This window comes from Curtobacterium sp. MCSS17_011 (assembly GCF_003224275.1).
In the GTDB taxonomy this organism is placed as follows: domain Bacteria; phylum Actinomycetota; class Actinomycetes; order Actinomycetales; family Microbacteriaceae; genus Curtobacterium.
The window spans coordinates 1-18,992 of record NZ_QKLE01000020.1 but is presented as its reverse complement, the minus strand read 5'-3'; the positions used below and the strand labels follow the sequence as shown (position 1 = coordinate 18,992).

Below are 18,992 nucleotides of genomic sequence, written 5' to 3'. Positions count from 1 at the left end.
GCAGTCGATGTCGCTGCATGTCAACGACGACACTTCAGGAGTTCCACGATGACGAGGAAGATCCGTGCCGCGGCAGCCATCGCGCTGATCGGGGCGACAGCACTGGTGGCCAGCGGCTGCTCTGCGGGCAGCGATGCCTCCGAGGACGGCGGGAAGGTCACGATGACCTTCTGGCACAACTCGACGACCGGGCCGGGCAAGGCCTACTGGGCCTCCACGGTCAAGGCGTTCGAGGAGAAGTACCCGAACGTCATCATCAAGACCCAGGCGATCCAGAACGAGGACCTGGACGGCAAGCTCCAGACCGCCCTCAACTCCGGCGACGCCCCCGACGTGTTCCTGCAGCGCGGCGGCGGCAAGATGGACGCGATGATCGCCGCGGGGCAGCTCATGGACATCTCCGACTCCATCAGCGCCGACGCGAAGAAGTCCATCAGCGCGGGCACGTTCGCCGGGTACGAGAAGGACGGCAAGACCTACGCCATGCCGGGCGCGGTGCTCCCCGAGGGCATCTGGTACTCGAAGGACCTGTTCAAGGAAGCCGGCATCGAGGGCACGCCCACGACCATGGACGAGCTGAACGACGCGATCACGAAGCTCAAGGCCAAGGACATCGACCCGGTCGCCGTCGGCGCGAAGGACGCCTGGCCGGCCGCCCACTGGTACTACAACTTCGCGCTCCGCGAGTGCAGCCAGAAGACGCTCGAGGACGCCGCGGAGTCGCTGGAGTTCGACAACGCCTGCTGGACGAAGGCGGGCGAGCAGCTCGAGGACTTCAACGCCACCGAGCCCTTCAACAACGGCTTCCTGACCACCGCCGCACAGCAGGGCGCCGGCAGCTCCGCCGGTCTCCTCGCCAACCACAAGGCCGCGATGGAGCTCATGGGTGCGTGGGACCCGGGCGTGATCGCGTCGCTGACGCCGGACGCCAAGCCGCTGCCCGACCTCGGCTGGTTCCCGTTCCCCGCGATCGACGGCGGCAAGGGTGACCCGAAGTCGATGATGGGCGGTGTCGACGGCAACTCCTGCTCGGCGCAGGCCCCGAAGAAGGCGTGCACCGACTTCCTGAACTTTATCGTGCAGAAGGACAACCAGGAGGGCTACTACAAGGCCTTCAACGCCATCCCGGTGAACAAGGAAGCCCAGTCGGTCGTCGACTCGGACTACCTGAAGTCGGCCCTGGCCGCCTACCAGGAGGCCCCGTTCGTCTCGCAGTACCTCGACACCCTGTACGGCCAGAACGTCGGCAACGCGCTGAACACCAGCGTGGTCGACCTGCTCGCCGGCAAGGGCGACGCGAAGGACATCGTCGAGACCACCAACCAGGCTGCGGCCAAGGGCTGAGCATGACCCTCGACACCTCGCTCGGTACGACTCCGACCACCGGGTCGGACACGGCCGCGGGGACGTCCCCGGCGGGGAGCGGTTCACCGCTCCCCGCCGGTCGGCGGACCAAGCGCCGCATCGCGGACTGGCGGAAGCGCGTCGAGATCGCGGTCCTCGCCGGACCAGCGGTCATCGTCTTCGTCACGTTCGTGATCCTGCCCGTGGCGCTCGCCGCGTACTACGGGTTCTTCAAGTGGCAGGGCTACGGCCCGCCGACCGACTTCGTCGGGCTGCAGAACTACCTGATCATCTTCCAGGACAAGGCGTTCCACGCGGTCCTGATGCACAACGGGTTCATCGTCGTGCTCTCCCTGGTGCTGCAGGGGCCGATCGCGATCGTGCTCGCACTGCTGCTCAACCAGAAGATGCACGGCCGCGGGCTCGTCCGCGTGCTGGTCTTCGTGCCGTACGTCATCTCCGAGGTGATCGTCGGCACCGGGTGGAGCCTGATGCTCCAGTCGAACGGCGCCGTGAACGACCTGTTCCAGAGCATCGGCCTGGGCGGACTCCGTGCGGACTGGCTGTCGAACCCCGACATCGCCATCTGGACGCTGCTCGTGATCATCTCGTGGAAGTACATCGGCTTCGCGGTGATCCTGTTCCTCGCCGGCCTGCAGAGCATCCCCGAGGAACTGTTCGAAGCCGCCGCGATCGACGGTGCCGGCTACTGGCAGATCCAGCGGCGCATCACGCTGCCGCTGCTCGGTCCGACCATCCGCATCTGGGCGTTCCTGTCCATCATCGGCTCGCTGCAGCTGTTCGACCTCGTCTACATCATCTGGGGGCAGTACATCGCGTCGACCGCGGGCACCTCGACGATGGCGACGTACATGGTCGCCAACGGCCGCACCTCGGGCAACTTCGGCTTCGGCAGCGCCGTCGCGGTCGTGATGTTCGTGATCTCGCTCGTGGTCGCCCTGATCTACCAGCGCTTCGTGCTCCGCCGCGACACCGCCGGTGCACTCACCGAGAGGAAGAACTGATGGCCACCACGAGCATCGTCGCCCCCGGGCGCCGGGCCGTGCGGGAGCGACGGTCCAGTGCCGCGATCGGACGCGCGAACCCGCTGACCTACGTCGTCGCGATCCTGTTCGTCGCCGCCAACCTGGCACCCGTGCTCTACATCGTGCTGGGCGGCTTCCGGACGAACTCGCAGATCACCACGAGCCCCGCCGGGCTGCCGGCGCCGTTCGAGTTCGGCAACTACGGGTCCGTGCTGTCGAGCGGCATCTTCTGGCAGCAGCTCGGCAACTCCACGATCAGCGCCGTCACGACCACCCTCGGGGTCGTCGTGCTCGGGCTGATGGTGAGCTTCGTGCTCGCCCGCTACCGGTTCGCCGGCCGCGGGGCGCTCTACGCCCTGTTCGCCGCGGGCCTGATGTTCCCGATCACGGTCGCGATCACCCCGCTGTACCTGCTCGTCAAGGACCTCGGTCTGACGAACAGCCTGGCCGGCGTGATCCTGCCGCAGATCGCGTTCGCGCTGCCGACCACCGTCATCATCCTGGTGCCGTTCCTGCGGGCGATCCCCGACGAGCTCGAGGAGGCCGCGTCGATCGACGGAGCGAGCCGTCTCGGGTTCTTCTTCCGGATGGTCGTGCCGCTGTCGCTGCCCGGCGTCGTCACGGTCGGCATCCTGGCGTTCATCGCCAGCTGGAACAGCTACATCCTGCCGCTGTTCATCCTGAACAACGAGGCCGCGTACACGCTGCCGCTCGGGGTCCAGTCGTTCTCGTCGCAGTACTCGGTCGACACCGCCAAGGTGCTCGCGTTCACCTCGATGTCGATGATCCCGGCGCTCGTGTTCTTCACGATCTTCCAGCGCCGCATCGTCGGTGGCCTGACCGGGGCGGTGAAGGGGTGACCGCGACCGACGCGACGCAGACCGCCGGACGCGACCCGCGCCTCCAGGCCGACAGCGCGACGGACGCGACGGACGCGACGGCCGCGACGGCCGCGACCGCGACCACCGCCGGTCCCCGCGCCGACGCCCTGCTCGCCGTGATGACCCTCGACGAGAAGGTCGCCCAGCTCGTCGGCTACTGGCTCGACCAGAACGGCGTCGTCGCCCCCATGCAGGGCGAGATGGCGGCCGTGCAGCAGGGCAGCACCCTGGCGGACATCACCCGCGACGGCATCGGGCAGTTCACCCGCGTCTACGGCACCCGCCCCGTCGAACCCGACGAGCGTGCCGCCTGGCTCTGGGCTGAACAGCGCCGCCTGCAGCGCGAGACCCGGCTCGGAATCCCGGCGCTCGTCCACGAGGAGTGCCTGACCGGCCTCGCCGCGTGGAAGGCCGCGACGTTCCCGACCCCGCTGGCGTGGGGCGCGTCGTTCGACCCGGAGCTCGTCGAGCAGGTCGGCGCCGCGATCGGTGCGTCGATGCGGCAGCTCGGCGTCCACCAGGGGCTCGCACCGGTGCTCGACGTGATCCGTGACCCTCGCTGGGGCCGGGTCGACGAGTGCATCGCCGAGGACCCGTACCTGGTCGGCACGGTCGGCACCGCGTACGTGCGCGGGTTGCAGTCCGCCGGGGTCGACGCGACCCTGAAGCACTTCCTCGGGTACTCGGCATCGCAGGCGGGGCGGAACCACGCCCCCGTGCACGCCGGTGCTCGCGAGCTCGCCGACGTCTACCTGCCGCCGTTCGAGATGGCGCTGCGCGACGGCGGTGCCCGGAGCGTCATGAACTCGTACGCCGAGATCGACGGCGTCCCCGTCGCGGCGAACGGCGAACTGCTCACCGACCTGCTCCGTGACCGGCTCGGCTTCGACGGCACGGTCGTCGCGGACTACTTCTCGGTGGCGTTCCTCGAGGTCATGCACGGCATCGCCGCCGACCGCGGTGAGGCCGCGGCGCTGGCCCTCGAGGCCGGCATCGACGTCGAGCTCCCCACGGGTGACGCGTACCTCGCGCCGCTGGTCGAGCGGGTCCGCAGCGGGCAGGTGGACGAGGCGCTCGTCGACCGCGCCGTGCTCCGGGTGCTCCGGCAGAAGGAGCGGCTCGGCCTGCTCGAGCCGGACGCGTTCGCCGAGGACGCCCCCACCGGGATCGACCTCGACACCCCGCTGCACCAGGCCCTTGCACGCGAGCTGGCGGCGAAGTCGCTCGTGCTGCTGTCGAACGAGCGCGTCGCCGCCGACGGCGCAACCGCAGCGCCCGACGGCGCCGTGCCCGTCCTCCCGCTCGCCCCGGGGGCCTCCGTCGCCGTCATCGGCCCGAACGCGGACCGCGCCGAGGCCCTGCAGGGCTGCTACTCGTTCGCCAACCACGTGCTCGCCTCGCACCCCGACCTGCCGCTCGGCTTCGCGATCCCGACCGTCCGCGAAGCCGTCGCCCAGACCCTGGGCCCAGCAGCGGTCCGCTTCGCAGCGGGCTGCGCCGTCACGGGCGACGACCGGGCCGGCTTCGCCGACGCGGTCGCCGTGGCCTCCGCCTCGGACGTCGCGGTGGTCGTCGTCGGCGACCAGGCCGGACTCTTCGGCCGCGGCACGGTCGGCGAGGGCAACGACACCGAGTCGCTCGACCTGCCCGGCGTGCAGCGCGAGCTGGTCGAGGCCGTCGTCGCGACCGGTACCCCCACCGTGATGGTGCTGCTCACCGGCCGGCCCTACGCGATCGGCTGGGCGCTCGACGGCGACCAGCCGCGTCCGGCCGCGGTCGTGCAGGCGTTCTTCCCGGGCGAGGGCGGCGGGCTGGCGATCGCCGACCTGCTCACCGGCGCGGCCTCGCCCTCCGGCCGCCTGCCGCTGTCCCTGCCCCGGTCCGCCGGTGCGCAGCCGTTCACGTACCTGCACCCGCGGCTCGGCGGTCCGTCCGACGTCACCGCCGCCGACTCGACGCCGGTGCGACCGTTCGGCTTCGGCCTCGGCTACACCGACTTCGCCTACGACGAGCTCGTCGTCGACCAGGACGTCCGCTCCGACGGCGTCTTCACCGCGTCGGTGACGGTCCGGAACACCGGGGCCCGTGACGGCGAAGACGTCGTGCAGCTCTACGGGCACGACGTGCACGGCAGCGTCACCAGGCCCGAGGTGCAGCTCCTCGGGTACGCGCGGGTCGCGCTCGCCGCGGGGGAGTCCGCGCGGGTCCGCTTCCGCGTCCCGGTGCAGCGCTTCGCGTTCACCGACCGCCGGATGCGCAAGGTGGTCGAGCCCGGCGACGTGCAGGTCTGGGTCGCGTCGCACGCGGCGGCGTCACGGCCGGGAGGCCCGGTGGCAGCGGGTGGGATCGTCGCCTCGGGCGACGGGCCGGTCCGACACCCCGTGCCCGGCACCGCCACGGAGCGCGCCACCGTCGCGGTCACCGGCGCGGTCCACGAGGTCACCCCCGACGACCCCCGCCTGGTGGAGTGCTCGCTCGTCTGACCGGGAGACGGACAGGAGGCCCGGTGCCAGAGTGCACCGGGCCTCCTGTCCGTCAGTGGGTCGTGATCACCCGACCGGTTCGATGCGGTCGGACAGGTCCAGCGACCAGACGGCGACGCCGGTCAGGCCGAGCCGGTCCGCCAGCGCGACCCGTTCGCGCAGCGAGCGTGCGTCGGACCACCAGAGCACCTCACCGCTCGGCAGGGTCGCCGTCCATTCGCCGACCGTCGCGTCCCACCGGGCGGTCGCGCCCGCCTTCCGGACCCGGAGCCGGGCCTGGGCGTCGGAGAGCTGACCGGCCGGACGCTTCCCCTTCCAGTGGTAGCCGTACCCGGCGACACCGAGCACGATCTGGTCGGCGGGAGCGAGGGTCGCGAGTGCACGGGCGGCCTTCGACGACCACGCGAGCGACCCGACCGGGCCGGACGCGTCCGGTTCCCACGGTCCGTGCTGGTCGTACGCCATGAGCGTCAGGTGGTCGAGCGGGGCGCGGAGGGCGCGCACGTCGTAGCCCAGGCGGGCGTACCCGGCGGCGGTGGTCGACGCCGACAGGGCGATGTCGAGCCGGACGTCGTCACCGACGGCGGCCCGGAGCTCCCGGGCGAAGGCGGTGAGCCCGGGCTTCTCGGCCGCGGTGAGCGCCTCGAGGTCGATCATGACCGAGTCCCAGCCACCCGTGGTCACGTCGGCGGCCAGCGAACGGACGACCCGGGCGCGGTTCGCGGGCGAGGTGAGCAGCTTCCGTGCGATCGGCTCGCTGAAGTCCCCGTCGGCCTCGGAGTAGTTGCTCACGAGCAGTTGCGCGGTGAGCCCGTTCGCGTGTGCCCGGTTGCGCTGGGCCTTGGCGGCGCGCGAGGGCGCCGACACCTTCGTCCCCGTGCGGTTCAGCAGCAGCCCGTCGACGCCGACCACGTCCATCGCGGCGGCGTTCGCGTCCACCAGGGTGGTGTCGGCGTTCTCGGGCTGGAACCCGGTCACGTCGAACCCGTCGGCACGGGCGGCCGTCGGCGCCGTGCAGCCGGCGAGAGCGAGTCCTGCGGTGAGCGCGGCGGCGAGCAGCGCGGTGCGGGGCCGACGCGGGGTGGTGGTCACGGGGAGGGGCATCCTGTCGTTCGTGCCCCGGTCGGGGCGCTTCGTCCGCGCCCCGTCAGGAGGCGCTGATGGTCGTGGTCGGTCGTGCCGGCGGGGCGCCGGCGACGTCGTCGGCGGAGACCGGGCCCTCGGCGTCCGTCGGTTCCGGGCTCAGGACGAGGCCGGAGCCGCTCGCCGCGCTGGCGTAGAGCTCGTCGAGCCAGGAGCGGTTCACGCTCGGTGACTTCCCGCCGGCGAACTTGAAGTGCAGTCCACAGTACGGGTGGATCCAGATGCTGCTGCGACCGCCGCCGACGGCGGGGTCGTCCTTCCACGAGAACACGAAGCTCTCCCCGCGGCGGATGAGGTTCACGATGACGATCTGCAGGTGCGTGAGCGCACGGTCGTCGAGGCGGAGCTCGAGGGGTTGGGAGTCGTAGATGAGCTGGCCCATGGCGCTGCCTTCCGTTGGTGGGGCCCGCCGCACGTGCCGGGCCCCCGGGTTCCATCCTCCCTCGGATCCCTGGTGCGTGGCGCATTCCGTCCATCGAGGGCGCGATCAGTCCCGTTCCGGACCGATGGCCGACGGCGGGGTGCCGGGTGCCGTCCACGGCGGGAGCTCGGCCGACGGGTACCCGCCGTGCTCGTCCGGTGCCCGCAGCATCGGGTTGACCGCACGCAGCCGGATGCCGGAAGCGTCGCCTGCGACGCTCCGGACCGCGCTGGCCAGCAGGAACGCCACGATGTCCGCGGTGCCGCCGTCCGGGTCGTAGCCGTGCCAGGGCCGATCGTCACCGTGGGCGCGACGGAGGGCGCTGGCGAGTGTCGCGTCGACGTCCTCGACCTCCACCTCGCAGTCGAGCACGATGCGGAACCGGGAGCCGTCGCCGGAGCGCCCCGCGATGGTCCTCGTGACGTGGGGGTCCGGGTCGTCCGGGTCGAACGTCCGGAGCGCCGCGGACGGGGCGGTGCCGAACGCGGCACGGTACTCGGCCGCCATCCGGCCGGCGTTGCTGAAGTGCCAGTGCTTGGCGACCTCCGCGATCGTGCGGCGGTCGGACGGGGTCATGGACAGCAGTTCGCGGCGGACCCCCTCGAGCCGCACCCCGCGCAGGTACGACGCGGGGGAGGTCTGCAACTCCCGTCGGAACGCGCTCTGCAGACCGCGGGTGGACAGGTGCGCGGCGGCGGCGATGTCCGGTACCGAGATCCCTTCGCGGGCGTGGGCGTGCACGAACCGCAGCGCCTCGTGCACGGAGCGGGACAGCCGTGCTCCGCCGTGCTCGGGACCACTCGCCGTGGTCGGTGCCTGGTCCATACGTGGAGGCTACGAGGCGGTCGGGCAGATCGGCCCCCGACGCCACGACGCAGCAGTTATCCGGGGTGCGCGGATGTGGATCGCACCCGTTCGGGGGCCATTGTGGACCCCGACGGAGGCGCTTATCGTCCAGAAGGTACTCAAACTGTCCCCCTCCGAACAGGGTCGGGGGTGCGGGGGCAGATCGGAGGATCTGATGAGTGTTTACGAGCGTGCACCGGGGGTCGCCCCGGTGCACATCACCTCCTACCGGGCGCGGGCACGGGCTGCCCGACGCGGGTGGATCGTGCAGTCCGAGGACGACGTCGATCGCGAGCGCTTCACCTTCGCGGACCTCCGCGCCCAGCGGGGGCGGAAGCCGTGAGCAGCGACACCGTCCCGCGGGCCGCGGTCGGCCACGCACCCCGGGCCGCCGAGCGGTGCGGCCGGACCCCCTCCGACGCCGTCCGGACGGTCCGTGCCGTGTACGACGGTCGCGACGTGCGGTTCGCACCCACCGACCGGTTCGCGTTCCGCCACCGGACGGTGCGCCACCACAACGTCGCGCTGCTGTCGTCGGCGGTGTCGACGGCCGCTGCCGCCTCGTTCACGCCGGACGGCACGCCGGTGCTGGCGTGGTCGACCGCGGGGTGCCTCCGGGTCGACGACGACGCGCCCACCCGGCCCGGTGTGCCGGTGCTCCTGCCGACCGACCGGCCGTTCACGCTGATCGTGCCGGCGGGGACCGTCCAGGTGCTGCGGGTCGACCGCGGCTTCCTCGACGCCGTGAACGGGGTCGTGTTCGACCACCGCTTCGCCGGGCGACTGCGATCCCGCCCGGCCGAGGCCGAGGTCTCCCACCTGCTCGCCCGCATCGACGCGGTCGCCGTCAACGCGCTGCACCCCGACCGCAACCCGGGCGGGCACCTGTCCGCACAGGTGTTGCTGGCCGAGTCCGTCCTGCGGGCCTTCGGCGGGACGGGTGCCGAAGGCGACGCACCGCCGGTGCGCCGGACGGCGAACACCGTGCAGCTCGCGCAGGCCTGGCTCGCGCAGCACTGCGACCGGCCGCTCCAGCTCGCGGACGTCTGCGGGGCCGTCGGGGTCAGCTCCCGCACACTCCAGGAGAACTTCGTGCAGCACGTCGGGGTGAGCCCCATGACGTACCTGCTGCAGGTCCGCCTCGACCGGGTGCGGATCGCGCTCCAGCTCGCCGACTGCGCGCAGACGACGGTGGCCGAGGTCGCACACCGGTGGGGCTTCCGCCACATGGGGCGGTTCTCGAGCACGTACCACCAGCGCTTCGACGAGTACCCGAAGAAGACGCTCCAGACGAGCACCTGACCCGCCCGTGCGTACCCGACAACAGCGGCTGATCGGGCTGGCGGAGCGGGTCCTGCTCCACCAGCCGGACGTCGTGCCGGACAGCATCCTGTTCGAGTGGGGCGACCACCGCGGACCCGACTGGGAGCAGACCCTCACCGTGCACTACGACGTCGGTGGAGGGAGCGCCGGCCCCCACCACCGGCACCACTACTTCATCTGACGTGGCGCTGCAGCCGGTCCGCCAGGAACGCAGCCTGACGCTCCCAGTGCCGGAAGCCGCCACCCTCATGCCCGTTGTAGGGGTACACGACGATCTCGGGGTCGGTGGATCCCAGGGCGTTGAACGCGGCGAAGGTCGTGCGCGGCGGAACGACGTCATCCATCAGCGCGACCGAGAACAGCGCCGGGGCGGTGATGCCGGCGGCGTGGTTCACCCCGTCCAGGTACGCGGCGGTCTCCCACACGCGCTCGGCCGCGTCTCGGTGGACGGCGAGGTACTGCGCGAGCTCCAGGTACGGACCGCCGACCGCGACGTCGGTGCCGTTCCGCCAGTCGGCCAGGAACGCGACGTCGGGCAGCACCGCGGCGACCGGTCCGACGTGTGCCTCGACCAGGGCCGCCGCGGCGATCGTGATGCCGCCGCCCTGGCTGCCACCGGTCAGGGCGATGCGCTCGGGGTCGATCCCGGGCAGCGTCCGCACCGCCTCGACGAGCCGCACGGCGTCGGTGTAGACGCGGCGGTAGTAGTGCTCGGCCGGTGAGCCGATGCCGCTCGTCATCCAGCCGCTGGCGTGCGGTGCGGAGCCGTGCGGGTCCGGGGTGTCGCCGCCGGCCCACCCGGAGCCCTGGCCGCGCGTGTCCATCACGACGTGCACGTAGCCGGCGAGGGCCCAGTGCACGCGCTCGCCGGGGCGACCACGGCCACCGCCGTAGCCGAGGAACTCGACGACGACCGGCAGTGCGGCGGGGTCGTCGGACACCGGGCGGTTGACCCACGCGCGCACGGGGTCGCCGGCGAACCCGGGGAACGTCAGGTCCTCGACGACGAGACCGGGTCACCGGGGTCTCGGCCGGCACGAGGGTCGACTCGACCCCCTCGCCCGCGGTCCGGGCGGCGGCGATCGTGTCCGCCCAGAAGGCGTCGAAGTCAGCGGGACGACGGACGTCCGAGCGGTGGGCGCGGAGCGCGTCGAGGGGCAGGTCGGTCAGTGGCATGGGGGTCCTCCGGGGACGATGATGCCCCCGGCGCCCTGGTGGAGGGCGCCGGGGGCGGGGAGTGTCGGATCCGGTGCGTCGGTCAGCGCGCCGCGGCGCGGTACTGCTCGAGCACCGCGGGGTGCGGGTCGGACGGCACGGTGGTCGTCGCGGTGTCCCACGTCGGCAGTGCGCCGGTGAGCGCCCACGCGGCCTGCTTCGCAGCACCCGCGGCGACGTACTCGCCGGGCTCCGGCACCAGGACGTCACGGCCGAACACCTGTGCGGCGACGGTGCGGACCGCCGGGTTCCGCGCAGCGCCACCGATGAGCAGCAGCCGCTCGACGGTCACCCCGGTGCCCTGCACCGCGGCCAGTCCGTCGGCGAGGGCGCAGAGCATCCCCTCGACGGCCGCCCGGGCCAGGTGCGCCCGGTCGGTGGTCGCCGGCGTCATGCCGAGCAGCGATGCGGTCGCGTCCGGCCGGTTGGGCGTGCGCTCGCCGACGAAGTACGGCACCAGGACGAGGCCGTCGGCCCCGGCCGGCGCCTGCAGCGCCAGTTCGCCGAGTGCGTCGTGGTCGACGCCGAGCAGGCCGCCGATCACCTCGAGCACGCGGGCCGCGTTGAGCGTCGTGACGATCGGGAGGCGCGACCCGGTCCCGTCGGCGAAGCCCGCCACGGTCCCGCTCGGGTCACGCACCTCGGCGTCGCTGACCCCGAAGACCGTGCCGCTGGTGCCGAGGGACACCGCGACGTCACCAGGGCCGAGACCCAGGCCGAGCGCTGCCCCGGCGTTGTCGCCGAGTCCGGCGCCGACGACGAGGCCGGACCGGGCGACCGCGCCGCCGGGCAGCTCGACGTCGGTGGACAGGGTGCCCATCGCCTCGTCGGGAGCGACCACGCGGGGCACGACCACGGCGTCGTCGTCACCCATCGACGCCGGTCGCATCGGCCGCCCGAACGCGAGCTCGAACAGCTCCGGGTCGTACTCGCGGCGCACCGGATCCCAGTACGCCGTGCCGCTGGCGTCCGACGCGTCGGTCGCCAGGGCGTCGAGGTCGGGACCGAGCGGGCTCTCGTCCGCCGGGCCGTAGCCGCGGAGCCGCCACGACAGCCAGTCGTGGGGGAGCGCCACGGCCGCGACGCGGGCCGCGTTCTCGGGTTCCGCGTCGCGGAGCCACCGCAGCTTGGTGCCGGTGAACGACGCGACCGGTACCAGCCCCGTCCGGGCGACCCAGGATTCCCGGCCGAGCTCGTCGACCATCTGCGCGGCTGCGTCCGCACTGCGCACGTCGTTCCAGAGCAGGGCGTCGCGCACCACGCGGCCGTCGGCGTCGAGCGCCACCATGCCGTGCTGCTGCCCGGCGACGGCGACGGCACCGACGTCGTCGAGGCCGCCGGCGTCCGCGACGGCGGCACCGAGGGCGTCCCACCAGTGGCGGGGGTCGACCGAGGTGCCGTCCGGGTGGGACGCGCGTCCCTCGCGGACGACCGCACCGGTCGCGGCGTCACGGATGGTGACCTTGCAGGACTGGGTCGACGAGTCGACCCCGGCGACGAGCTGGCGCTCGTCCGTGTTGTCAGCCCCTTCGGCGGCAGGCCGCCTCAGCGCGCGGAATGCAGCCGCTGGCGCGTCTGCCTTCAATTCCGCGCGCCCATGAGGTGCTCCATCGCGAGCTGCTGCAGGCGGACGAAGCCGAAGCCCTTGCCGCCGAAGTACGCGTCGGCGTCGAAGTCCTCGTAGGCGGAGCGGTCGGCGAGGAACGCGTCGTACGACTCGCCGTCGTTCAGCGTCGGCGTCGACAGCTCGCCGACCTTGGAGGCCTCGAGCGCCGCCTGCACCTCGGGGTCGGCGCGGAACGCCTGCGCACGCTCCTTGAGGAGCAGGTACATGCGCATGTTGGCCGACGCGGAGTCCCAGACGCCGGTGATGTCCTCGGTGCGGCTGGGCTTGTAGTCGAAGTGGCGCGGGCCGTCGTACGCCGGGCCGCCCTGCGGGGCGCCGTGCTCGAGCAGGTCGACGAGCGAGAACGCGTTCTGCAGGTCGCCGTGACCGAACACCAGGTCCTGGTCGTACTTGATGCCGCGCTGACCGTTGAGGTCGATGTGGAAGAGCTTGCCCTGGTAGAGCGCCTGGGCGATGCCGGCCGTGAAGTTCAGGCCCGCCATCTGCTCGTGGCCGACCTCGGGGTTGATGCCGAACAGCTCCGGGCGCTCGAGCGTCTCGGTGAAGGCGATCGCGTGGCCGAGGGTCGGCAGGAGGATGTCGCCGCGGGGCTCGTTCGGCTTCGGCTCAATGGCGAACCGGATGCCGTAGCCCTTGTCGGTGACGTACTGGGCGAGCAGGTTGACGGCCTCGCGGTACCGCTCGAGCGCGGCCTGCACGTCCTTGGCGCTGTCGTACTCCGAGCCTTCGCGGCCGCCCCACATCACGAACGTCGACGCGCCGAGCTCGGCGGCGAGGTCGATGTTGCGGAGCACCTTGCGGAGCGCGAAGCGGCGGACCTGCCGGTCGTTCGAGGTGAAGCCACCGTCCTTGAAGACCGGGGCGGAGAACAGGTTCGTCGTGACCATCGGCACGACGAGCCCGGTCGACTCGAGCGCGCCCTTGAGGCGGTCGATCTGGGTCTGGCGTTCGGCGTCGGTGGAACCGAACGCGAACAGGTCGTCGTCGTGGAAGGTCAGGCCGTAGGCCCCGAGCTCGTCGAGCTTCTCGACCGCCTCGACCACGTCGAGGGCGGGCCGGGTCGGTCCGCCGAAGGGGTCGGAGCCGTTGTAGCCGATGGTCCAGAGACCGAAGGAGAACTTGTCTGCACGGGTGGGCGTCGTTGCCATGGTGGTCACCGTTCGTCGTCGAAACAAAATGTTGCCGCGCCCAACATAAGCGGTAGTGTTGGCTGTGGCAAGCACGTGATCGCAAAGGAGCGAGCGGATGGCAAGTGAGTCGACGGTGCAGCAACGACTGCGGGTCGCGATGGTGGGGCACGGCTTCATGGGAGCCGCGCACTCACAGGCGTGGCGGACCGCCCCCAGGTTCTTCGACCTCGGAGCCGAGCCGGAGATGGCGGTGATCGTCGGCCGTGATCCCGAACGCACCGAGGCCGCCCGGCAGCAGTACGGCTGGCAAGCGGCGTCCACCGACTGGGGTGCCGTCGTCGCCGATCCGGACATCGACGTCGTCGACGTCGTCTCCCCGGGGTCCTCGCACGTCGAGATCGCGATCGCCGCGCTCCAGGCCGGCAAGCACGTCCTGTGCGAGAAGCCGCTCGCGAACACCGTCGCCGAGGCCGAGGCGATGACCGCCGCCGCCGATGCCGCCCGTGCACAGGGCGTCCGGGCGATGGTCGGGTTCAGCTACCGCCGGGTGCCGGCCATCGCGTTCGCCCGGCAGCTGGTGCAGGACGGCCGGATCGGCACCGTGCGCCAGGTCCGCGCGCTCTACCTGCAGGACTGGTTGGCGGACGAGGACGGCCCGATGACCTGGCGCCTGGACAAGTCGCTCGCCGGCTCCGGCGCGCTGGGTGACATCGGCGCGCACGCCATCGACCTGGTCGAGCACGTCACCGGTGCGTCGCTGGCCACCGTCTCCGGCACCCTCGAGACCTTCGTGAACGAGCGTCCGCTGATGGCCGAGGGGGTCGGGCTCTCCGGCACCGCGTCGAGCGAGCGCGGCCAGGTGACGGTCGACGACGCCGCGTTCTTCACCGCCCGCCTGGGTGGCGGCGCGGCCGACGGTGCGATCGGCACGTTCGAGGCCACGCGGTACGCGACCGGACGGAAGAACGGCCTGACGCTCGAGATCAGCGGTTCCGAGGGCGCGATCCAGTTCGACCTCGAGGCGATGAACGAGCTCCGGCTGTACGAGTCGAACGCGCCGGCCGGGGAGCAGGGGTTCCGCCGCATCCTCGTCACCGAGCCCGAGCACCCCTACATGGCCGCGTGGTGGCCGACCGGGCACCTCATCGGGTACGAGCACACCTTCAGCCACCAGGTGAAGGACTTCGTCGACGCGATCGTCGCCGGCACCGACCCGTCGCCGTCGTTCGCCGACGGCCTGCACGTGCAGCGGGTCCTCGACGCGGTCGAACGCAGCGCCGCCGCCGGCAGCACCTGGACGGCGACCTCGTGAGCGCCGCCGAGCAGACCCGCCAGGCGCTCGTCGTCCGCGGCGGGTGGGACGGCCACCAGCCCGTCGAGACCACCGACCTGTTCATCCCGTTCCTGCAGGACCACGGTTTCGTGGTCCGGGTCGAGGGATCGCCTGCCGTGTACGCCGACCAGGAGTACATGGACACGGTCGACCTGATCGTCCAGGTGAACACCATGACGACCATCGCCGCCGACGAGTTCGCCGGTCTGCAGCGCGCCGTCCTGAACGGCACCGGCCTGGCCGGCTGGCACGGCGGCATCGCGGACTCGTACCGCGACAACGCCGACTACCTGCACATGATCGGCGGGCAGTTCGCGCACCACGCGGGCAAGCACCCCGACGAACGGGTCGGGGAGCAGTCGGACAACTACATCCCGTACACGGTGCACATCACCGACCTCGGGCACCAGCACCCGATCACGCAGGGCATCGAGGACTTCGACCTCGTCACCGAGCAGTACTGGGTGCTGAGCGACGAGTACGACGACGTCCTCGCCACCACCACGCAGGAGGCCCGCTCGTGGGACCCCTGGAACCGGCCGGTCACCGCACCGGCGATCTGGACCCGGCAGTGGGGGAAGGGGCGGATCTTCGTCTCGGCGCCCGGACACCGGATCGAGGTCGTCGAGTCGCAGCCGGTCCGCACCATCATCGAACGGGGACTCCTGTGGGCAGCACGGTGAACGAAGGGGTGCTCCGCGTCGGCGTCGTCGGCGTCGGGGTCATCAGCCAGCAGTACTTCGAGCACTTCCCGGCCCTGCCCGGCCTCGAGCTCGCCGCGGTCGCCGACCTCGACGTCGCCCGTGCCCAGGACGTCGGCGCGGCGCAGGGCGTGCGCGGGACCACCGTGGACGACCTGCTCGCCGCCGACGACGTCGACGTGGTGCTCAACCTGACGATCCCGGCCGCGCACGCCGACATCGCCACCCGGGCGCTCGCCGCGGGCAAGCACGTCTACGGCGAGAAGCCGCTCGCGATGTCCACCGCCGAGGCCGCACCGGTGCTCGAAGCCGCCCGCGCCACCGGCCTGCGCGTCGGCAGCGCCCCGGACACCGTCCTCGGCACGGGCATCCAGACCGCGCGAGCCGCGCTCGACGACGGTGCGATCGGCACCCCGGTCGGTGCCGCCGTGGCCTGGAGCGCACCCGGGCACGAGCTCTGGCACCCGGCGCCGGCGTTCTACTACCAGCCGGGCGGCGGACCGCTCCTCGACATGGGGCCATACTACTTGACCAGCCTCGTCACGTTCTTCGGGCCCGTCGTCCGGGTCAGCGGCAGTGCGACCCGCTCCGCCCGGGAGCGCACCATCGCCACCGGGCCGAACGCCGGCACGTCGATCCCGGTCGACGTCGACACGCACGTCGTCGCGATCCTCGAGCACGAGAACGGCGTGGTCTCCACCATGACCGTCTCGTTCGAGGTCTGGGCCACCCGCGCCCCGCTGTTCGAGGTGTACGGCACCGCCGGCACCCTGGGCGTCCCGGACCCGAACCGGTTCTCGGACACCGTGTCGATCGCCACCGCCGACGACCGCTCGTGGCGCGACCTGCCCGTCTCCGCCGGGTACGCCGACGCCGGCCGCGGGTACGGGCTCGCCGACATGGCGCACGCGATCGCGACGGACCGGCCGCACCGTGCCTCCGGCGACCTCGCGTTCCACGTGCTCGAGGTCATGGAAGCGGCCTCCGCCGCCGCCCGAGACCACTCGGTCGTCGACGTGCACTCGCGCGTCGAGCGATCCGCCACCGTCCCCGCCGGGTCCGCACCCGGATCCTGGTGACGGAACCCGACCACCGCGAAGAAGGACGACGACGATGACGACGACGGACGCGAGCGACACGACGGAGACGACCCGGGCCTCCCGGCCGGTCACCCTGTTCACCGGACAGTGGGCCGACCTGCCCTTCGAGGAGGTCGCCCGGCTCGCCGGTGAGTGGGGGTACGACGGGCTGGAGATCGCCTGCTGGGGTGACCACCTGGACGTCCGGCGCGCCGCGACGGACCCGGAGTACGTCGCGGACCGGCTGGCGATCCTGGAACGCCACGGCCTGCGGGTCTGGACGATCGCGAACCACCTGGTCGGCCAGGCCGTCTGCGACGACCCCATCGACCAGCGGCACGAGGACATCGTCCCGCCGCACGTGTGGGGCGACGGCGACCCCGAGGGCGTGCGACAGCGCGCAGCCGAGGAACTGCAGTGGACCGCCCGTGCCGCCGCGGCACTCGGCGTGGACACCGTCACGGGCTTCTCCGGCTCGTCGATCTGGAAGACCGTCGCCGGGTTCCCGCCCGTGCCCCCGGGGATGATCGACGCCGGGTACCAGGACTTCCACGACCGCTGGTCACCGATCCTCGACGTCTTCGAGGAGGTCGGGGTCCGGTTCGCGCTCGAGGTGCACCCGTCCGAGATCGCCTACGACTACTGGACCGCCAAGCGCACGCTCGAGGTGTTCCAGGACCGGCCGGCGTTCGGGTTCAACTTCGACCCGTCGCACTTCGTCTGGCAGGACCTCGACCCCGCCGCGTTCCTGCTCGACTTCGCCGACCGGGTGTACCACGTGCACTGCAAGGAGTCGGTGAAGCAGCTCGACGGCCGCAACGGTCGGTTGTCCTCGCACCTGCCGTGGGGCGACCCCCGGCGCGGGTGGGACTTCGTCACCGCCGGCCACGGCGACGTGCCGTGGGAGCGGGTGTTCCGCGTGCTGAACCACATCGGGTACACCGGCCCGACCAGCGTCGAGTGGGAGGACGCCGGCATGGACCGGCTCGTCGGCGGCCCCGAGGCACTGGCGTTCGTCCGGCAGCTCGGCACCATCGCACCGCCGGACGCCGCGTTCGACGCCGCGTTCTCGCGGTCGCGCTGACCGGTCGACCACGATCCCCCGTCCGGGCATACCTGCTGAATCCGGGCATACCTGGTCGTTTGTTTCGACCAGGTACGCCCGATCCCGCTTCCCATCGCAGGCGTCCTGGGAAGGACCGAGCACGCGAGGATGGGTCAGCACGACGAGCACGACGAGCACGACGAGCACGACGAACACGACCGAGAGGACCCGATGGCACGCAGAGCTGCAGCACCCGGAGTCGCGCAGACCCCGGCACTGCGCAACGCCGCACGTGTCCTCCGCCTGGCGCACGAGGACGGTCCGATCACCCGCGCCGAACTCACCCGCCGCACCGGACTCAACCGATCGACCACGCTCACGCTCGTCGGCGAACTGGTCGAACTCGGGTTGGTGCACGAGGACGTGCCCGGGTCCGGCAGCGCGAGCGCTGGCGTCGGCCGCCCGAGCCCGGTGGTCCGCGCCTCGGCAGAGGTGGTCGCGGTCGCCGTCACGGTCGAGGTGGACGCCGTGACCGTCGCACTCGTCGGACTCGACGGCAGCGTGCACACCCGCGCGGTGGCGGCGAGCGAGAGCGCCCCGACCGCCGCCGAGGCGGTCGAGACCATCGCCGGACTCCTGGACGAGTTGATCGCCGGGGAAGGCCCACCCACGCGGATCGCCGGGATCGGCGTCGCGGTCCCCGGGACCGTGCGGGTCGAGGACGGCGTGGTCCGCTACGCGCCCCACCTCGGCTGGCACGACGAACCGATCGCCCGTCCCCTCGCCGAGCGCACCGGTCTGCCGGTCCGGGCCGCGAACGACGCGAACTCCGGCGCCTGGGCGGAGCGGCTGTACGGCAGTGGCCGCGGAGTCGACGACCTGATCTACCTCAACGGTGGCGCGAGCGGTATCGGCGGCGGCGTCATCAGTGCCGCTCGGCCTCTCAGCGGGGCGGACGGGTACGCTGGCGAGCTCGGTCACACCTTCGTCGCAGCGAACGGTGTCCGTTGTCACTGCGGTGCTGTCGGGTGTCTCGAGACCGAGGCGTCGCGTGATGCCCTGGTCGCTGCCGCCGGCGTCGCCTCGGACGACCCGTCAGCGCTCGCCGCGGCGCTCGCGCAGCGCCGTCCCGAGGTCGAGCGGGTGGTCGACCGCCAGGTCACGGCCCTCGCGACCGCACTCCGCAACGCGATCCACACCGTCAACCCCGAGGTGGTCGTCCTCGGCGGGTTCCTCGGAGTGCTCCTCGGCCACGTCGGGGACCGCATCGACGCCGAGGTCCGCGCCCAGTCGATGGCTGCCGTGACCGAGCGGCTGCGCATCGCGCCGGCGGCGCTCGGTGCCGACGTCCTGCTCCTGTCTCTTATACACATCT

Annotated in this window: 17 protein-coding genes and 1 pseudogene; 12 read left to right on the top strand and 6 right to left on the bottom strand. The window is 72.0% G+C overall.

Features of this window, described 5'->3' with window-relative positions; genetic code table 11:
* Positions 1–48 precede the first annotated feature (48 nt).
* From DEJ17_RS12940 to DEJ17_RS12925, 4 genes are all read left to right on the top strand, one after another.
* A complete protein-coding gene (locus tag DEJ17_RS12940) occupies positions 49–1,344 on the top strand; it encodes an ABC transporter substrate-binding protein (RefSeq protein ID WP_110894470.1) in 1,296 nt (431 codons plus the stop codon).
* A 2-nt stretch (positions 1,345–1,346) separates the two neighbouring features.
* A complete protein-coding gene (locus DEJ17_RS12935) occupies positions 1,347–2,369 on the top strand; it encodes a carbohydrate ABC transporter permease (RefSeq protein ID WP_027464452.1) in 1,023 nt (340 codons plus the stop codon).
* Positions 2,369–3,250, top strand: a complete 882-nt coding sequence (locus tag DEJ17_RS12930; protein ID WP_017886791.1) for a carbohydrate ABC transporter permease — start codon at positions 2,369–2,371, stop codon at positions 3,248–3,250. The genes DEJ17_RS12935 and DEJ17_RS12930 overlap by 1 nt, the downstream gene beginning before the upstream one ends.
* 140 nt (positions 3,251–3,390) lie before the next feature.
* The gene (locus tag DEJ17_RS12925) at positions 3,391–5,754 is read left to right on the top strand and encodes a glycoside hydrolase family 3 N-terminal domain-containing protein (protein ID WP_375342573.1); all 2,364 of its coding nucleotides are present in this window, start codon (positions 3,391–3,393) and stop codon (positions 5,752–5,754) included.
* A gap of 66 nt (positions 5,755–5,820) precedes the next feature.
* On the opposite strand, the gene DEJ17_RS12920 is transcribed toward DEJ17_RS12925, so the two are convergent.
* The 3 genes from DEJ17_RS12920 to DEJ17_RS12910 form a co-directional block, all read right to left on the bottom strand.
* On the bottom strand, positions 5,821–6,846 hold the full coding sequence (locus DEJ17_RS12920) for a glycosyl hydrolase family 18 protein (protein ID WP_110894468.1): 1,026 nt from the start codon (positions 6,844–6,846) through the stop codon (positions 5,821–5,823).
* A 55-nt stretch (positions 6,847–6,901) separates the two neighbouring features.
* The gene (locus tag DEJ17_RS12915) at positions 6,902–7,279 is read right to left on the bottom strand and encodes an ATP-dependent DNA ligase (protein WP_071245963.1); all 378 of its coding nucleotides are present in this window, start codon (positions 7,277–7,279) and stop codon (positions 6,902–6,904) included.
* A gap of 105 nt (positions 7,280–7,384) precedes the next feature.
* Positions 7,385–8,143, bottom strand: coding sequence for an AraC family transcriptional regulator (locus DEJ17_RS12910; protein WP_110894466.1), 759 nt, complete (start codon positions 8,141–8,143; stop codon positions 7,385–7,387).
* Between the two features lie 196 nt (positions 8,144–8,339).
* Here DEJ17_RS12910 and DEJ17_RS17830 point away from each other — a divergent pair, with 196 nt between their 5' ends.
* From DEJ17_RS17830 to DEJ17_RS12890, 3 genes are read left to right on the top strand one after another with little or no spacing between them, the layout of a single operon-like run.
* Positions 8,340–8,507, top strand: a complete 168-nt coding sequence (locus DEJ17_RS17830) for a hypothetical protein (RefSeq protein ID WP_181421175.1) — start codon at positions 8,340–8,342, stop codon at positions 8,505–8,507.
* Positions 8,504–9,466 carry a helix-turn-helix transcriptional regulator gene (locus DEJ17_RS17975; RefSeq protein ID WP_220033653.1) on the top strand — a complete coding sequence of 321 codons (963 nt, stop codon included), beginning with the start codon at positions 8,504–8,506 and terminating at the stop codon, positions 9,464–9,466. The genes DEJ17_RS17830 and DEJ17_RS17975 overlap by 4 nt, the downstream gene beginning before the upstream one ends.
* A gap of 7 nt (positions 9,467–9,473) precedes the next feature.
* Positions 9,474–9,668, top strand: coding sequence for a hypothetical protein (locus DEJ17_RS12890; RefSeq protein WP_110894462.1), 195 nt, complete (start codon positions 9,474–9,476; stop codon positions 9,666–9,668).
* Here DEJ17_RS12890 and DEJ17_RS12885 read toward each other — a convergent pair.
* From DEJ17_RS12885 to xylA, 3 genes and pseudogenes are all read right to left on the bottom strand, one after another.
* Positions 9,661–10,663: pseudogene (locus DEJ17_RS12885) on the bottom strand (acetylxylan esterase). The gene DEJ17_RS12890 and the pseudogene DEJ17_RS12885 sit on opposite strands and share 8 nt — an antisense overlap.
* Before the next feature lie 82 nt (positions 10,664–10,745).
* Entirely contained in the window at positions 10,746–12,251 is a 1,506-nt protein-coding gene (locus tag DEJ17_RS12880; protein ID WP_110894529.1) for an FGGY family carbohydrate kinase, read from the bottom strand.
* Between the two features lie 32 nt (positions 12,252–12,283).
* Positions 12,284–13,477 (bottom strand): xylose isomerase, encoded by a 1,194-nt coding sequence (xylA, locus tag DEJ17_RS12875; RefSeq protein ID WP_110894460.1) that lies wholly within the window; start codon positions 13,475–13,477, stop codon positions 12,284–12,286.
* Between the two features lie 97 nt (positions 13,478–13,574).
* Between xylA and DEJ17_RS12870 the strand changes: the two genes are divergently transcribed.
* From DEJ17_RS12870 to DEJ17_RS12850, 5 genes are all read left to right on the top strand, one after another.
* Positions 13,575–14,771 (top strand): Gfo/Idh/MocA family protein, encoded by a 1,197-nt coding sequence (locus DEJ17_RS12870; RefSeq protein ID WP_258366804.1) that lies wholly within the window; start codon positions 13,575–13,577, stop codon positions 14,769–14,771.
* Positions 14,768–15,475 (top strand): ThuA domain-containing protein, encoded by a 708-nt coding sequence (locus tag DEJ17_RS12865; protein WP_110894458.1) that lies wholly within the window; start codon positions 14,768–14,770, stop codon positions 15,473–15,475. Before DEJ17_RS12870 ends, DEJ17_RS12865 begins: the two co-directional genes overlap by 4 nt.
* Positions 15,460–16,572 carry a Gfo/Idh/MocA family protein gene (locus tag DEJ17_RS12860; protein WP_110894456.1) on the top strand — a complete coding sequence of 371 codons (1,113 nt, stop codon included), beginning with the start codon at positions 15,460–15,462 and terminating at the stop codon, positions 16,570–16,572. Before DEJ17_RS12865 ends, DEJ17_RS12860 begins: the two co-directional genes overlap by 16 nt.
* Before the next feature lie 34 nt (positions 16,573–16,606).
* Positions 16,607–17,656 carry a sugar phosphate isomerase/epimerase gene (locus DEJ17_RS12855; protein WP_110894454.1) on the top strand — a complete coding sequence of 350 codons (1,050 nt, stop codon included), beginning with the start codon at positions 16,607–16,609 and terminating at the stop codon, positions 17,654–17,656.
* 129 nt (positions 17,657–17,785) lie between these two features.
* Positions 17,786–18,992 (top strand): ROK family protein (locus DEJ17_RS12850; RefSeq protein WP_258366803.1); only part of this gene is annotated, 1,207 nt, incomplete at its 3' end.

What these genes read in the sequence shown, in the direction of transcription:
- DEJ17_RS12940 (WP_110894470.1), top strand. Translation starts at nt 49, where the DNA reads ATGACGAGGAAGATCCGTGCCGCGGCAGCCATCGCGCTGATCGGGGCG.
- DEJ17_RS12935 (WP_027464452.1), top strand. Translation starts at nt 1,347, where the DNA reads ATGACCCTCGACACCTCGCTCGGTACGACTCCGACCACCGGGTCGGAC.
- DEJ17_RS12930 (WP_017886791.1), top strand. Translation starts at nt 2,369, where the DNA reads ATGGCCACCACGAGCATCGTCGCCCCCGGGCGCCGGGCCGTGCGGGAG.
- DEJ17_RS12925 (WP_375342573.1), top strand. Translation starts at nt 3,391, where the DNA reads ATGACCCTCGACGAGAAGGTCGCCCAGCTCGTCGGCTACTGGCTCGAC.
- DEJ17_RS12915 (WP_071245963.1), bottom strand. Translation starts at nt 7,279, where the DNA reads ATGGGCCAGCTCATCTACGACTCCCAACCCCTCGAGCTCCGCCTCGAC.
- DEJ17_RS12910 (WP_110894466.1), bottom strand. Translation starts at nt 8,143, where the DNA reads ATGGACCAGGCACCGACCACGGCGAGTGGTCCCGAGCACGGCGGAGCA.
- DEJ17_RS17830 (WP_181421175.1), top strand. Translation starts at nt 8,340, where the DNA reads ATGAGTGTTTACGAGCGTGCACCGGGGGTCGCCCCGGTGCACATCACC.
- xylA (WP_110894460.1), bottom strand. Translation starts at nt 13,477, where the DNA reads ATGGCAACGACGCCCACCCGTGCAGACAAGTTCTCCTTCGGTCTCTGG.
- DEJ17_RS12870 (WP_258366804.1), top strand. Translation starts at nt 13,575, where the DNA reads ATGGCAAGTGAGTCGACGGTGCAGCAACGACTGCGGGTCGCGATGGTG.
- DEJ17_RS12855 (WP_110894454.1), top strand. Translation starts at nt 16,607, where the DNA reads ATGACGACGACGGACGCGAGCGACACGACGGAGACGACCCGGGCCTCC.